Raw genomic sequence first — 13,875 nt, 5'->3', positions numbered from 1 at the left:
ACTGGGGCGGGCATCACGGTGTCCACAAATGGGGGCCAGCACTCCGCTCCGGCCCGGTGCCCGCACGGCGGCCGGACGCCGCACGGCCCCGGCCCCCCGACCGGCCAATTTCAGCCGCACGGAGTACCCCGCGAGAGACACTCGTCACCCGTCCGGGGCTTCCTCCTGGCAGGATCGCGGCATGGCTGAGCAGCGACGCGACGCGAGGGCGTCCCGGGGCGACGTCCGGGACGGCACACGGGGTGACGGAGAGCCGTGCGGCGGACACCTGCGCGAGGAGGAGGCAGGGGCCCGGGGCGGCCCGGTGGCCGGGGCTCGGGAAACCGCGGTGGCCGGGGTCCGGGAGGGGGAGGTGGCACGTGCCTGGGAGGCGCTCGTGGCGACCGCCCGCCGCACCGTCGCCGACGGACTGGTCGTCGGCACCTCGGGCAACGTCTCGGTCCGCGTCGGCGACACCGTGCTGGTCACCCCCTCGGGCGTGCCCTACGACCGGCTCACGCCGGACGACGTCACGGGTGTCGACCTCGACGGCCGGCAGGTGCTCGGCACCCTGGTCCCGACCAGCGAACTGCCGATGCACCTCGCCGTCTACCGGGCCACCGACGCAAGCGCCCTCGTCCACACCCACGCCGTGCACGCCACGGCGGTCTCCACCCTCGTCCCCGAACTGCCGTCCGTCCACTACATGACGAGCGCCCTCGGCGGCCCCGTCCGGGTCGCCCCCTACGCCACCTACGGCACCGAGGAACTGGCCCGGAACGTGCTCGACGCGCTCGACGGCCGCACCGGCTGCCTGCTGCGCAACCACGGCACGCTCACCTACGGCACCACCCTCGACCAGGCCTACGACCGCACGGCCCAGTTGGAGTGGATGTGCCGGCTGTGGCTGACCGCGTCGTCGCTACCCGGCCGCACGCCGACCCTGCTGACGGACGAGCAGGTGGCGGAGGCGGGGGAGCGGATGCGGGGGTACGGCCAGCGGCGGGACTGAGGCCACCCTCCGGTCCCGGGCTTACCCGGTCCCGGGCTTCTCCGTCGTGGACTTCTCCGTCCGCGGTTTCTCGGTCCGCGGTTTCTCGGTCCGGGGTTTCTCGGTCCGGGGCTTCTCCGTCCCGGGCTTCTCCGTCCCGGCTCCTCCGCCCGGGCTCCGCCCCGCGTCCGCAGGGTCCGCCGCGTCGCCCGCTCCGCCCCACCACTGGCCGCGCGGCGGGTCGGCCGGGACACTGGACGGGTGCGCACAGTCACAGCGACGGCCGCCGCCGTCACCGCAGCCCTGGCCGCCGGCGCCGCCAGTGTCGCCGTCGGCCGGTACGCCAGCGACGCCGCGCTCAAGGCGCCGCCCGGCCGGCCCCTGCCGACCGAACCCCGCCTCACGGTGCACGGCACGGCCGCCGGCCAGATCACCCTCACCCGTGATCTCGCCGCCCTGCGCCCGGGCACCTACGGCCTCTCCGGCACCGGCTCGCACGCCGTCGTCGGCCCCGTCCTGCCCACCGCCCCGCACACCGCCGACACCGTCGTACGCCGCCTGGAGCGCGTCACGCACGGCACCCTCGACCGCGGCGACGCGGTCTGGTTCACGCCGGCCCTGCACGTCGGCGACCCCGGCAGCGCGCTCGGCCTCGACCACTCGGCCGTCGACGTCCCCGGCGAGCTGGGCTCCCTGCCGGCCTGGCTCGTCCCCGGCGCCCGCCGCACCTGGGTGATCGCCGTGCACGGACTGGGCACCACCCGGGAACACGCCCTGAACCTCGTCGGCTTCCTGCACCGCCGCCGCTTCCCCGTGCTCGTCCCCGCCCACCGCGGCGATCTCGGCGCGCCCCGCCCGCCGGACGGCCTGAACCACCTCGGCGAGACCGAGTGGCGCGACCTGGACGCGGCGATGCGGTACGCCGTCGGCCACGGCGCCGAACGCCTCGTCCTGCTCGGCTGGTCCACCGGCGCCACCATGGCGCTGCGCGCCGCCGCCCACTCGGGGCTGCGGGACCTCGTCTCCGGACTGGTCCTGGACTCCCCGGTCCTCGACTGGCCGACGACACTGCGCGCCCTCGCCGCCGCGCGGCACACCCCGGGCGCGCTGCTGCCGCTGGCCGTCCGCGCCGCCCAGGGCCGCACCGGCCTGCACAGCGACCCCTTCGACGACCGGAGCCTGCGCGTACCGACTCTGGTCTTCCACGGTCCCGACGACACGGTGGCCCCGTGGTCCCCCACCCGCCGCCTTGCGACCCGACGCCCCGACCTGGTCTCCCTCCACACGGTCCGTCAGGCCCCCCACGCCGCCATGTGGAACGCCGACCCGGCCACCTACGAGGAGACGCTGCGGCGCTTCCTGACGCCGCTGATGTGAGCAACCGGGCGCCCGGCCGCGTCACCACGCGTCGGCGGCCTTCCCCGCGCCTCGAAGGCGCTTTGCCCCGCGCCTCGAAGGCGCTTCGCCCCGCGCCTCGAAGGCGCTTCGCCCCGCGCCTCGAAGGCGCTTCGCCCCGCGCCTCGAAGGCGCCTTGCCCCGCGCCCAGGGGCCCCGCCCCTGCGCCCGCCCCTGCCCCCGCCCCCGCGACAGGGCCCCCGCGCCCAGGGGCCCCGCCCCTGCGCTCGCCCCTGCCCCTGCCCCCGCGCCAGGGCCCCGCGCCCAGGGGCCCCGCCCCTGCGGCTGCGCCCGCCATGCGCCAGGGCCCCTGGCCCGGGGCCCGCGCCCAGCGGCGTCATCCCCGGAGTCGGCGCCCAGCGCCGGAGGCCGCGGCCGACCGCACCGCACCGCCGCGCGACTTCGTCCGGGTGAGTCCCGGCCCGTCACCCGACCCGGCCGGTCGCAGGGGAGCGGGGAAGAGTGGGGGCGGAGGTTCCGTTTAAGGATGTACCAGTGGCCTGAACGCTTCTGCTCGCCCCTCTCACGCACCCGTGCGTCGACCGGCCCCGGGGCCCGCCTTGGCATTCCGTTTGGGTTTTCGGACCGTCAACCGGAAGACTGCACCCGTGACGTCCCGTATCCCGCGCGACTCCAGGCTTCGACTCGTCCGCCCGCGACCCCTGGCCGCCGCCCCCTCAGCTGTGAACGAGCGGCGCCCGCGCCGCCCCGCGCCCCGCCCTCCCCACGGCACCCCGGCACCGGCGGAGCTGGCCAGAATGGCGCGCTCAGGTCTGGCCGCCGCCGCCCGCGTCGCCCGCTGGGCCGACGCCGCCCTCGGCCCCGGCAGCGACGGGGCGACCGACGACGGCAAGGCCACCCTCTCCGAGGCCACCGCCGAACGGGCCGCGCGGGAACTCGGCCTGACCTCCGCTCAGGTCAGGGCCGACTGGGACACCGCCCGCCTCGCCGGCCTGGTCGAGGTGCACGGAGACAGCGCGCGCCCCGGCTGGCGGCTGCGCGCCTGGAACCGCGACGACAGCGCCGTACTGCGCGGCTGGGTCGCCCTCTTCGACGCCTGGTCGCTCGCCACCCCGGAACCCGCCGACCAGGAGCCCGGCGCGGTCGCCGAGGTCGTCTCGGCGATGCCGCAGGTGCTCTCCTTCCTCCAGCTGTCCGCCGGCCCCGTGCCCGTGGAGCAGCTCCTCGACCTGCTGCGCCAGCGCGTCACCGAACTGCGCACCGAGCGCTGCGAGGTCGCCTACATCCCCGACGCAGGCGCCGGGAGCCCCGAGAGCGCGGCCCCCGTCGCCGACACGGACGCGGCCGAGCCCGCCCGGGACGCCGAACTCGCCCCCCTCCTCGGCTGGGCCCTGGACGCCCTCGCCTCCGTCGGAGCCCTCACCTGCGACGCCGGCCAGGCCACCCTCACCCCGCTCGGCAGCTGGGCGGTCTGGGTCAAGCTGGAGCAGATCTGCGTCGCCGCGCAGAGCCCCGCGGGCAACATCGAGGTCGCGGCCGAGGAGATGCTCCGCGGCTGCGCCCAGCTGCGTCCCAACGCGGCCCGCGCCGAGTACCGCGCCTGGCTCGCCGCCCGCCCCGTCGGCAGCGCCGTCACCGAACTGCTGGCCGCCGCCCGCGGCGAGGACGCCCTGCTGCGCGGACTCGCCTTCGAGGCGCTGCGCGTCGTCGGCGCCCCCGCCGAACCCGACGTGCGCGCCGTCGTCGAGGAGCCGGCCCTGCGCCCGTACGCCCTGCTGTGGCTCGCCGAGCACGACGGCGTCGACCCCGAGGACGCGCACGAGGTGCTCACCCGCGAGGAGGCCACCTGGCTGTGGGTCGACACCGCCGCGGCGGTCGCCGACCACGGCGAGGCGCCCATGCTGGTGCGGCACCTGGAGTCCGCGCTCCAGCCGACCGTCCCCGCCCTGCTGGACGAGGTGCGCGCCGCCGGTCACCCGCGCACCGTGCAGGTCCTGGTCGCGCTCGCCGCCGCCCACCCCGACCCGGCGCTGGCCAAGGCCGTCCGACGCGCCGCCTTCCAGGTGCACACCGGGGGAAGCTGACCCTCCCGGGCCGCCCTCAGCCCTGTATCTCGGGCGCGTAGGTGCCGAAGCTCCACACGTTGCCCTCGGCGTCCCGGGCCATGTAGTCCCGGGAGCCGTACTCCTGGTCCGTCGGGGGCATCAGGATCTCCGCGCCGTGCTCCACGGCCCGGCGGTGGTGTGCGTCGACGTCGTCCACGACGACGTACACCCCGGTCGTGCCCGCGTCCTTCATCGCGCTGTCGAAGACCCCGCCGCGGCCCTTCGAGCCCAGCATCACCGCGCCGTTGCCCTGCACCAGCTCCGCGTGCAGGACGGTGCCGTCCTCGCCCTCGTACACGGACAGCTCGGTGAACCCGAAGGCCTCCGTGAGCTGCCGGATCGCCGCCTTCGCGTCCCGGTACAGCACCGTCGGATAGATGCTCGGACGTCCGCCGCTCGTCCCTGCCATGCCGATCACTCCCCTGTGGTCACTGCCGGAGATGTCATCCGCTGCCCAGTCTCGCAGCCACCACTGACAACGCCCCCGTGCTCCGCCGCGGCGCCCGCGTCGCGACGGAGCACGGGGAGATCGAACACCCGGACCCAGGAAAAGTGGTTGCACGACACCGTTAGACTGGCCCCATGGCCATTCTCCTCGCGCATTAGACGGCGGGAACGTCCTCAGCCGCCCATCCCGCCACCGACCCCGCACAGGAGTCTGACCATGATCTCCGCCTCCGGCATCGAGCTGCGCGCCGGTGCCCGCATCCTCATCGAGAGCGCTTCCTTCCGCGTCGCCAAGGGCGACCGCATCGGCCTGGTCGGCCGCAACGGCGCCGGCAAGACCACCCTCACCAAGGTCCTGGCCGGTGAGGGCATCCCGGCCGGCGGCACCGTCACCCGCTCCGGCGAGGTCGGCTACCTTCCGCAGGACCCCCGCACCGGGGACCTGGACGTCCTCGCCCGCGACCGCATCCTCTCCGCGCGCGGACTGGACCTGCTGATCCGCAAGATGCGCGAGAACGAGCAGCGGATCGCCAGCGGGCAGGGCTCGACCCGCGAGAAGGCCCTCAAGCAGTACGAACGCCAGGAGACGGAGTTCCTCACCAAGGGCGGGTACGCCGCCGAGGCCGAGGCCGCCACCATCGCCGCCGCGCTCAACCTGCCCGACCGGGTGCTGGGCCAGCCCCTGCACACCCTCTCCGGAGGTCAGCGCCGCCGCGTGGAGCTGGCCCGGATCCTCTTCTCCGACGCCGACACCCTCCTCCTCGACGAGCCGACGAACCACCTCGACGCCGACTCGATCGTCTGGCTGCGCGACTACCTCAAGACCTACCGCGGCGGCTTCATCGTCATCTCGCACGACGTCGACCTGGTCGAGACGGTCGTCAACAAGGTGTTCTACCTGGACGCCAACCGGTCCCAGATCGACATCTACAACATGGGCTGGAAGCTCTACCAGCAGCAGCGCGAGGCCGACGAGAAGCGCCGCAAGCGCGAGCGCGCCAACGCCGAGAAGAAGGCAGCCGCGCTCAACGCGCAGGCCGACAAGATGCGCGCCAAGGCGACCAAGACGGTCGCCGCGCAGAACATGGCCCGCCGTGCCGACCGGCTGCTCTCCGGTCTCGAGGCGGTCCGTGTCTCCGACAAGGTCGCCAAGCTCCGCTTCCCCGAGCCCGCGCCCTGCGGCAAGACGCCCCTCATGGCCGAGGGCCTGTCGAAGTCGTACGGCTCGCTGGAGATCTTCACCGACGTCGACCTCGCCATCGACAAGGGCTCCCGCGTCGTCATCCTCGGCCTGAACGGCGCCGGCAAGACGACCCTGCTGCGGCTGCTGGGCGGAGTGGAGCAGCCCGACACCGGAGAGGTCCGTCCCGGCCACGGCCTCAAGCTCGGGTACTACGCCCAGGAGCACGAGACCCTCGACCCGGACCGCACGGTCCTGGAGAACATGCGCTCCGCGGCCCCCGACATGGACCTCGTGGAGGTCCGCAAGGTGCTCGGCTCGTTCCTGTTCTCCGGCGACGACGTCGACAAGCCGGCCGGTGTGCTCTCCGGCGGTGAGAAGACCCGGCTGGCCCTGGCCACCCTCGTCGTCTCCTCGGCCAACGTGCTGCTGCTCGACGAGCCCACCAACAACCTGGACCCGGCCAGCCGCGAGGAGATCCTCGGCGCGCTGCGCACGTACAAGGGCGCGGTGGTCCTCGTCACCCACGACGAGGGCGCGGTCGAGGCGCTCCAGCCGGAGCGGATCATTCTGCTGCCCGACGGCGTCGAGGACCTGTGGGGCTCCGACTACGCGGATCTCGTCGCCCTGGCGTGACCGAACGCGTGATCTCCGGCGTATGGATCATTCGGCCTACCGGTGATCCATCATCTGTGTGAGATCTCCTCGTATCGAGGTGTGTCCTACACCGATTTTCCGGCCGATCCCTTCCTGGCGAAGGGATCGGCCGTCCCGCGTCTCTGACCTGGCCTTTCGCGGAACAACCCGTTCGGGCGTACGAACATCACCGCTTGGAATGACAGGTTCCACTTGTGGGGACGCACTCCTGTCGTCAAAACCCTGTCGCACGGACCTTGCCGAATGGGTGGCCATCACGCCCCGGAGGGGTGATCATGAGGAGACCAGAGCGCACTTCCCATGAGGAGGCACGGGTGGCCGAGACTCTGAAGAAGGGCAGCCGGGTGACCGGCGCCGCGCGCGACAAGCTCGCGGCAGACCTGAAGAAGAAGTACGACTCCGGTGCGAGCATCCGGGCGCTGGCCGAGGAGACCGGCCGCTCGTATGGCTTCGTGCACCGGATGCTCAGCGAGTCGGGCGTCACGCTCCGTGGGCGTGGCGGGGCGACGCGGGGCAAGAAGGCCGCCTCGTCCTGACCCCGGGCGGCCCACGGGCTTCGATGGTGGCCACCCGGTCGGTCGTCCGGCCGGCCGGGTGGTTACTGTGCAGTCACTTAGCATCGCTCCCAGCACTGCTCTGCTGACCGCACACATCGGAGGCGCCCCATGGCTTCGCCCGACCAGGTACTCGCTCCCCTGCTCGACAAGGACGGCGTACGGCTCACCGTCGACGACGCGCTCGCCACGGTGACGCTGACCCATCCGGCCAAGCGCAACGCGCAGAGCCCCGCGATGTGGCGCGCGCTCGCCGAAGCCGGTCGGCGCCTGCCGGGCTCCGTCCGCGTGGTCGTGCTGCGCGGCGAGGGCAAGTCCTTCTCCGCCGGCCTCGACCGGCAGATGTTCACGCCCGAGGGGATCGAGGGCGAACCCTCCTTCATCGACCTCGCGCGCAGTGGTGACGCCGACATCGACGCCGCCATCGCCGAGTTCCAGGAGGGCTTCACCTGGTGGCGACGGAGTGACGTCGTGTCCATCGCCGCCGTCCAGGGCCACGCCATCGGCGCGGGCTTCCAACTCGCGCTCGCCTGCGACGTACGCGTCGTCGCCGACGACGTGCAGTTCGCCATGCGCGAGACCAGCCTCGGCCTCGTACCGGACCTCACCGGCACGCACCCCCTCGTCTCCCTGGTCGGCTACGGCCGCGCCGTCGAGATGTGCCTGACCGGCCGGTTCGTGCACGCCGAGGAGGCGGTGAGCTCCGGGCTGGCCAACATCGCCGTGCCGGTCCGGGAACTGGACGCGACGGTCAACGAACTGGCCGCCGCGATTCTCGCCGCGCCCCGGGACGCCGTCATCGAGACCAAGGCGCTGCTGCGCGGTGCGGCCGACCGCACCTACGACGAGCAGCGCGCCGCCGAACGGGGCGCCCAGACCCGACGCCTGCGCGACCTGGCGGGGCTCGGCGAGTGACCCGCCGGGGTCAGTCCACCGACGTCACCAGCACCGCCACCGTCGGCTGATCCCGCAGCGCGTCCGACACCGCCGCGCGGACCTCCCGGGCCACGTCCAGAACCCGGCGGTCCGCGCTCACCGCGATCTCCACGCGCGCGTGCCGGCGCGGCAGCGCGGCGGCCGTGCCGCTCTCGCGCTCCTCGACGCGCACCGCCCGGCCGAGCACACCGGTCAGCGCCGTCACCCCCGGCACGGCGAGGACGGCCGCGCCCACCCGCGCCTCCTCGCCCTCCGCGGACACCTCGGCCGACGGCGGCGCGGACGGTCGCTCATGTTCCGGTTCCCCGTCCTCGTCCAGCAGGGCCGTCACCCGCAGGTCCACCTCGGCCACCACGAGCCCCAGCCGCTCCGCCGCCGCCGTCGCCAGCGCCGACCGCAGCCGGGACGCCGAGGCGGGCAGCGGCTCGGAGGCCGTCGCCGCGCACTCCGCCGTCACCCGCAGGGGCCCCGGGGGCAGCGCGCTCGGCGGGGGCGGCACGGCCGGCTCCTCGCCGCCGTCCGGGTCGGCCACCGCGATCCGCAGCGGGCCCAGCCGCACGCCCCGCACCCCCCGCACCGATCGCCGCAGCACCACCTGCGCCGCGCTCTCCGCGATCCACGCACCGTCCCGCGGCCCGCCCAACGGCAACAGCCTGCCGAGCCCCAGCTGTTCCCGCACCGCTCGCGTCCACCGATCCGCCGTCATTCCTCCAGCCTGCCGCATCCCCGGAGCGCGGTGACGCAACCGCGCTTACCGTGGTCGAAGAAGGACGACGAAAAGGACATACGGTGATGAGTGAGACAGCGGAACAGAGGACGCAGATCCCGGACGCCGGTACGGAGGCACAGGCCCGCAGGGGCACCCGGCGCGGAGGCGGCGACCCGGCGAGCCGAGGGCGCACCACCATCGCCGACGGGGTCGTGGAGAAGATCGCCGGAATGGCGGCACGGGACGTGGTGGGCGTCCACGCGATGGGCAGCGGCATCAGCCGCACCTTCGGCGCCGTGCGCGACCGGGTGCCCGGCGGGTCCAAGTCGGTGACCCGGGGCGTCAAGGCGGAGGTCGGCGAGGTGCAGACCGCGCTCGACCTGGAGATCGTCGTCGACTACGGCGTGTCGATCTCCGAGGTCGCCCGGGACGTGCGGGAGAACGTCGTGGCGGCCGTGGAGCGGATGACCGGCCTGGAGGTCGTCGAGGTCAACATCGCGGTCAGCGACGTCAAACTGCCCGAGGAAGAGGACGAGGAGCCGGAGTCCCGGCTCCAGTGACCGAGTGGTGGATCATTCCGCCGAGGGGAGCGCACCTTGAGCATGTCCGTGATCGGCATGATCGCCGGCATGGCACTGGGCTTCGCCGGATATTTCGGCGGGTTCGGGGCCTTCGTCCTGGTGGCGGCCCTGGGCGCCATCGGCTTCGTCGTCGGCCGGTTCCTCGAGGGGGACCTGGAGCTCGGCGACTTCTTCCGCACGCGTGACGACCGGCGCAGGTGACGCCCGTGAACGAGGGGACCGGCGCGCGCGGCACCCGGCCGGCCATGATCCCGCCGGGTGAACGCGGCGCGACCCGGATCGCCGACCGGGTCGTGGCGAAGATCGCCGCCCAGGCCGCCCACGAGGCGGTCGGCACCCTGCCCCCGGACGCCGCGCGCCCGCACGCCACCGTCGTGGTCCACCACGAGGCCGCCCACATCCGGGTCCACGTCGAACTCGGCTACCCCGGCGACCTCGGCCCGCGCTGCCACGCGGTACGCCGCCGGGTCACCGAGCGCGTGGGCGCGCTGGTGGGCATGGACGTGCCGGAAGTCGCCGTCCACGTCGAGCGCCTGCATCCGACCGCGGCGCACGGCCTGGCAGACGGGAGGACGCGATGACCGAGCCCCTCGGCACCGAGGGCACCACGCGACGACTGCCGGTCATGGACAAGCCGCCTCCCGAGGAGACGGCGGAACCCGCCCCCGCGGCGAGCAGCGGCCGCTTCTGGTCCGCGCGCCGCGTCCCGGCGGCCGTGGTCGCGGTCCTGCTCCTGGCCCTCGCCGGCGCCTTCCTCTACGACATCGCCGCCGTCCGCGCCGACCGGCCCGCCCTGCACGCCCGGCGCGAACTGGCCCGGCAGCTCGCCGAGCGGCCCCTCGACGACATCTGGGTACTGGTCGGCGCGGCCGTCGCCGCCGCCCTCGGCCTGTGGCTGATCCTGCTGGCCGTCACCCCGGGCCTGCGCGACGTCCTGCCCATGCGCCGCTCCCGTCCCGACGTCCGCGCCTGGCTCCACCGGGGCGCCGCCGCGCTGGTGCTGCGCGACCGGGCCATGGAGGTCGCCGGCGTGCAGTCGGTGCGGGTGCGCGCGGGCCGCCGCCGGGCCGACGTCCACGCCGTCTCCCACTTCCGCGACCTGGACGACGTCCGCGCCGACCTGGATGCCGTGCTCGGCGACGCGGTACGCGGCCTGGGCCTGGCCCGGCCGCCGTCGCTGTCGGTGCGGGTGCGCCGACCCGGCAGAAGGGGGTGAGAACCGTGCTCCGGACCGTCAACCGCGTGGTACTGGGGATCGTCGGCCTCGTCCTGCTGGTCGTGGGCGGCTCCGTGCTCGCCGTCGGCCTGGGCGCCTCCCCGCCGTCCTGGTGGATCCACGACGGATCCCACGACGTCCTGCTCACCACCGCCGAACGCACCCGGTGGCGGCACGACGCCTGGTGGTGGCCGGCCGTCCTCGGCGTGCTCACGCTGCTCGTGCTGCTCGCCCTGTGGTGGCTGGTCGCCGTCCTGCGCCGGCGTCGGCTCGGCGAGGTCCTCGTCGACACCGGCGACGGCGCGGGCGCCCGGCTGCGGGGGCGCGCCCTGGAGGGCGCCCTGGCCGCCGACGCGGCCCGTCCCGACGGCGTGGCCCACGCCCGCGCCCGCCTCACGGGCCGCAGGGACGCGCCCGAGGCCCACGTACGGCTCCTCCTGGAACCCCGTGTGGACCCCGCCGACGCCCTGCACCACGTCACGACACAGGCCCTCACCCACGCGCGGGAGTCGGCGGCCCTCAAGGCCCTCCCGGCGGAGGTCCGGCTGAGGGTGCACAAGCACAAGGCGGAGAGGGTCGGTTGAGGGTGCCTCAGAAACCGTGCCGCATCCCGCCGTCGACGGGCAGCATCAGACCCGTCAGGTAGGAGGCGGCCGGCGACAGCAGGAAGGCCGCCGTCCGCCCGAACTCCTCCGGCGTCCCGTAGCGCCGCAGCGGGATCCGGGACTCGTGGGCGGCCCGGGTGGCCTCCGGGTCGGCCGACAGTCCGTCCAGCTCGCGCACGCGGTCCGTGTCGATCCGCGCCGGCAGCAGGCCCACGACGCGGATGCCGCGCGGTCCCAGCTCGTCCGCCAGCGACTTCGCGAACCCCGCGAGGCCCGGCCGCAGCCCGTTGGAGATCGTCAGCCCGGGGATCGGTTCGTGCACCGACCCGGACAGCACGAAGCCGATGACCCCGCCGGCCTCCAGCTCGGCGGCGGCCGCCCGGGCCAGCCGCACCGCGCCCAGGAACACCGACTCGAACGCCGTCTGCCACTGCTCGTCGGTGTTGTCGGCGACGAACCCGGGCGGCGGTCCGCCGACGCTGACCAGTACGCCGTCGAAGCCGCCGAAGTGCTCACGGGCGGCCGCGACCAGCCGCTCCGGCGCCTGCGGGTCGGCGTTGTCCACCGCGACCCCGACCGCGTTCGGCCCCAGTTCCCGCGCCGCGTCGGCGGTCCGCTGCTCGTCCCGGCCGGTGACGACCACCTTCGCGCCGTCCGCGACCAGCTCGCGTGCGGCGGCGTTGCCGAGCCCGCGGGTGGCCCCGGTGACGACGTACACCCGGTCCTTCAGTCCAAGATCCATGGCCCCTATCCTGCCTCGTCGTCGCCGAACAGCGTGAGGGCGGTGTTGACCAGGCCGATGTGGCTGAACGCCTGAGGGAAGTTGCCGAGGTGGCGGCCCGCCACCGGGTCGTACTCCTCCGCGAGCAGCCCCACGTCGTTGGCCAGGCGGCACAGCCGCTCGAACAGCTGACGGGCCTCCTCGGTGCGGCCCGTCATGTGCAGGGCGTCGGCGAGCCAGAACGAGCAGGCGAGGAAGGCGCCCTCGTCGCCGGGCAGACCGTCGACGGTCGCGCCCTCGGTGCTGTAGCGGCGCAGCAGCCCGCCGTGGCCGAGCTCCTCGCGGACCGCGTCGACGGTGCCCACGACCCGCGGGTCGTCGGGCGGCAGGAAGCCGACGCGGGGGATGAGCAGCAGCGCGGCGTCCAGCTCGCGCGAGCCGTAGAACTGGGTGAAGGTGTTGCGCTCGGCGTCGTAGCCCTTCTCGCAGACCTCGCGGTGCACCTCGTCGCGCAACCTCCGCCAGCCGTGCAGGTCGCCGCTCAGTCGGGGGTAGGTCTCCAGCGCGCGCACCGCCCGGTCGGCGGCCACCCACACCATCACCTTGGAGTGCACGAACTGACGCCGGCCGCCCCGCACCTCCCACAGCCCCTCGTCGGGCTGCCGCCAGTGCTCCTCCAGCCACTTGATCAGCGCGCACTGCAACGACCACATGTGCGGCTTGGGCGACATGCCCACGACGCGGGCCAGCGACAGCGAGTCCATGACCTCGCCGTAGACGTCGAGCTGGAGCTGGTCGACGGCCCCGTTGCCGATGCGCACGGGCGTGGAGCCGGCGTACCCGGACAGCCAGGGCAGCTCGCACTCGGGCAGTCGTCGCTCGCCCCCCAGCCCGTACATGATCTGCAGGTCGGCCGGATCGCCGGCGACGGCGCGCAGCAGCCAGTTGCGCCAGGCCTCGGCCTCCTCCTCGTAGCCGGCGGCCAGCAGCGCGCCGAGGGTGAGGGTGGAGTCGCGCAGCCAGCAGTAGCGGTAGTCCCAGTTGCGCACCCCGCCGAGTTCCTCGGGCAGCGACGTGGTGAGCGCGGCGACGATCCCGCCGGTCGGCACGTAGGTCAGCGCCTTGAGAGTGATCAGGGAGCGCATGACGGCGTCCCGGTGGGGTCCGTCGTAGCGGCAGCGGGCCGCCCACGCCCGCCAGTCCTCCACACTGACGCGCAGCGCCTCGTAGGGGTCGACGAGCGGCGGGCGGGGGTGGTGCGAGGGGTGCCACGTCAGCACGAACGCCACGGACTCGCCCTCACCCACGGTGAACTCCGAGTGGGTGCCGAAGTCCTGGCCCCAGGTGCGCACCTGCGGTTCGCTGCGGAACCACACCGCGTCCGGTCCGGCGATCGCCACGCGGTGGCCGTCGGCCCGGCGCATCCACGGCACGACCCAGCCGTAGTCGAAGCGCAGCCGCAGCGTGGAGCGCACGGTGACCCGGCCGCGCAGGCCCTGCACGACGCGGACGACGTCGGGGGCCCGGTCGCGCTGCGGCATCAGGTCGGTGACGCGGATCGCGCCGTCGTCCGTCTCCCACTCGGTGTCCAGGACGAGGGTGTCGGGGCGGTAGGCACGGCGGGTGCAGGGGCCGCGGACGCCCTTGGGCGCGATGCGCCAGTGGCCGTTCTCCTCGTCGCCGAGGAGCCGGGCGAAACAGGCGGCGGAGTCGAAGCGGGGCAGGCACAGCCAGTCGACGGAGCCGTCGATGCCGACCAGCGCGGCGGTCTGCTCGTCGCCGATGAGGGCGTAGTCCTCGATGCGGGAGTGCACGGGGTGCGGGTTCCCGGACCGGAG

15 protein-coding genes are annotated in these 13,875 nt (G+C 74.3%); 11 read left to right on the top strand and 4 right to left on the bottom strand.

Translation table 11 applies throughout. The features are described from left to right. Nucleotides 1-181: 181 nt before the first annotated feature. The 3 genes from ACZ4YY_RS00350 to ACZ4YY_RS00340 all read left to right on the top strand — a co-directional run bounded on the left by ACZ4YY_RS00350 (nt 182) and on the right by ACZ4YY_RS00340 (nt 4,410). Nucleotides 182-991: a class II aldolase/adducin family protein gene (locus ACZ4YY_RS00350; protein ID WP_468281831.1), complete on the top strand. Its 810-nt coding sequence runs from the start codon at nt 182-184 to the stop codon at nt 989-991. Between the two features lie 240 nt (nt 992-1,231). Then, on the top strand, nt 1,232-2,347 hold the full coding sequence (locus ACZ4YY_RS00345; protein WP_468281829.1) for an alpha/beta hydrolase: 1,116 nt from the start codon (nt 1,232-1,234) through the stop codon (nt 2,345-2,347). Nucleotides 2,348-2,973: 626 nt separating this feature from the next. Continuing rightward, nucleotides 2,974-4,410, top strand: a complete 1,437-nt coding sequence (locus ACZ4YY_RS00340) for a hypothetical protein (RefSeq protein WP_468281827.1) — start codon at nt 2,974-2,976, stop codon at nt 4,408-4,410. A gap of 16 nt (nt 4,411-4,426) precedes the next feature. Here ACZ4YY_RS00340 and ACZ4YY_RS00335 read toward each other — a convergent pair whose 3' ends face one another. Next, nucleotides 4,427-4,840 (bottom strand): VOC family protein, encoded by a 414-nt coding sequence (locus ACZ4YY_RS00335; RefSeq protein WP_468281825.1) that lies wholly within the window; start codon nt 4,838-4,840, stop codon nt 4,427-4,429. A 255-nt stretch (nt 4,841-5,095) separates the two neighbouring features. On the opposite strand from ACZ4YY_RS00335, the gene ACZ4YY_RS00330 reads away from it, so the two are divergent. The 3 genes from ACZ4YY_RS00330 to ACZ4YY_RS00320 all read left to right on the top strand — a co-directional run bounded on the left by ACZ4YY_RS00330 (nt 5,096) and on the right by ACZ4YY_RS00320 (nt 8,184). Then, the gene (locus tag ACZ4YY_RS00330; RefSeq protein ID WP_468281823.1) at nt 5,096-6,694 is read left to right on the top strand and encodes an ABC-F family ATP-binding cassette domain-containing protein; all 1,599 of its coding nucleotides are present in this window, start codon (nt 5,096-5,098) and stop codon (nt 6,692-6,694) included. A 335-nt stretch (nt 6,695-7,029) separates the two neighbouring features. Further along, nucleotides 7,030-7,251 (top strand): helix-turn-helix domain-containing protein, encoded by a 222-nt coding sequence (locus ACZ4YY_RS00325; protein ID WP_004002281.1) that lies wholly within the window; start codon nt 7,030-7,032, stop codon nt 7,249-7,251. A 129-nt stretch (nt 7,252-7,380) separates the two neighbouring features. Next, on the top strand, nt 7,381-8,184 hold the full coding sequence (locus tag ACZ4YY_RS00320; protein WP_468281821.1) for an enoyl-CoA hydratase/isomerase family protein: 804 nt from the start codon (nt 7,381-7,383) through the stop codon (nt 8,182-8,184). A 10-nt stretch (nt 8,185-8,194) separates the two neighbouring features. Here ACZ4YY_RS00320 and ACZ4YY_RS00315 read toward each other — a convergent pair whose 3' ends face one another. Beyond that, on the bottom strand, nt 8,195-8,911 hold the full coding sequence (locus ACZ4YY_RS00315; RefSeq protein WP_468281819.1) for a nucleopolyhedrovirus P10 family protein: 717 nt from the start codon (nt 8,909-8,911) through the stop codon (nt 8,195-8,197). A gap of 86 nt (nt 8,912-8,997) precedes the next feature. On the opposite strand from ACZ4YY_RS00315, the gene ACZ4YY_RS00310 reads away from it, so the two are divergent. The 5 genes from ACZ4YY_RS00310 to amaP are packed head-to-tail and all read left to right on the top strand — an operon-like array spanning nt 8,998 to nt 11,295. Beyond that, complete coding sequence (locus ACZ4YY_RS00310; RefSeq protein ID WP_468281817.1) at nt 8,998-9,474, top strand: Asp23/Gls24 family envelope stress response protein; 477 nt, start codon at nt 8,998-9,000, stop codon at nt 9,472-9,474. A 36-nt stretch (nt 9,475-9,510) separates the two neighbouring features. Next, entirely contained in the window at nt 9,511-9,696 is a 186-nt protein-coding gene (locus ACZ4YY_RS00305; protein WP_468281815.1) for a hypothetical protein, read from the top strand. Next, on the top strand, nt 9,693-10,076 hold the full coding sequence (locus ACZ4YY_RS00300; protein ID WP_468281814.1) for an Asp23/Gls24 family envelope stress response protein: 384 nt from the start codon (nt 9,693-9,695) through the stop codon (nt 10,074-10,076). Before ACZ4YY_RS00305 ends, ACZ4YY_RS00300 begins: the two co-directional genes overlap by 4 nt. After that, nucleotides 10,073-10,711: a DUF6286 domain-containing protein gene (locus ACZ4YY_RS00295; RefSeq protein ID WP_468281812.1), complete on the top strand. Its 639-nt coding sequence runs from the start codon at nt 10,073-10,075 to the stop codon at nt 10,709-10,711. Before ACZ4YY_RS00300 ends, ACZ4YY_RS00295 begins: the two co-directional genes overlap by 4 nt. Further along, complete coding sequence (gene amaP / locus ACZ4YY_RS00290; protein ID WP_468281810.1) at nt 10,708-11,295, top strand: alkaline shock response membrane anchor protein AmaP; 588 nt, start codon at nt 10,708-10,710, stop codon at nt 11,293-11,295. The genes ACZ4YY_RS00295 and amaP overlap by 4 nt, the downstream gene beginning before the upstream one ends. A gap of 7 nt (nt 11,296-11,302) precedes the next feature. Here amaP and ACZ4YY_RS00285 read toward each other — a convergent pair whose 3' ends face one another. Next, nucleotides 11,303-12,058 carry an SDR family oxidoreductase gene (locus ACZ4YY_RS00285; protein WP_468281808.1) on the bottom strand — a complete coding sequence of 252 codons (756 nt, stop codon included), beginning with the start codon at nt 12,056-12,058 and terminating at the stop codon, nt 11,303-11,305. A 5-nt stretch (nt 12,059-12,063) separates the two neighbouring features. Beyond that, nucleotides 12,064-13,851: a glycoside hydrolase family 15 protein gene (locus tag ACZ4YY_RS00280; RefSeq protein WP_468281806.1), complete on the bottom strand. Its 1,788-nt coding sequence runs from the start codon at nt 13,849-13,851 to the stop codon at nt 12,064-12,066. Between the last annotated feature and the right edge of the window lie 24 nt (nt 13,852-13,875).

The organism is Streptomyces sp. NPDC030143 (assembly GCF_055573695.1).
The sequence above is the reverse complement of the archived record's forward strand: the minus strand, read 5'-3'. Positions and strand labels throughout refer to the sequence as shown.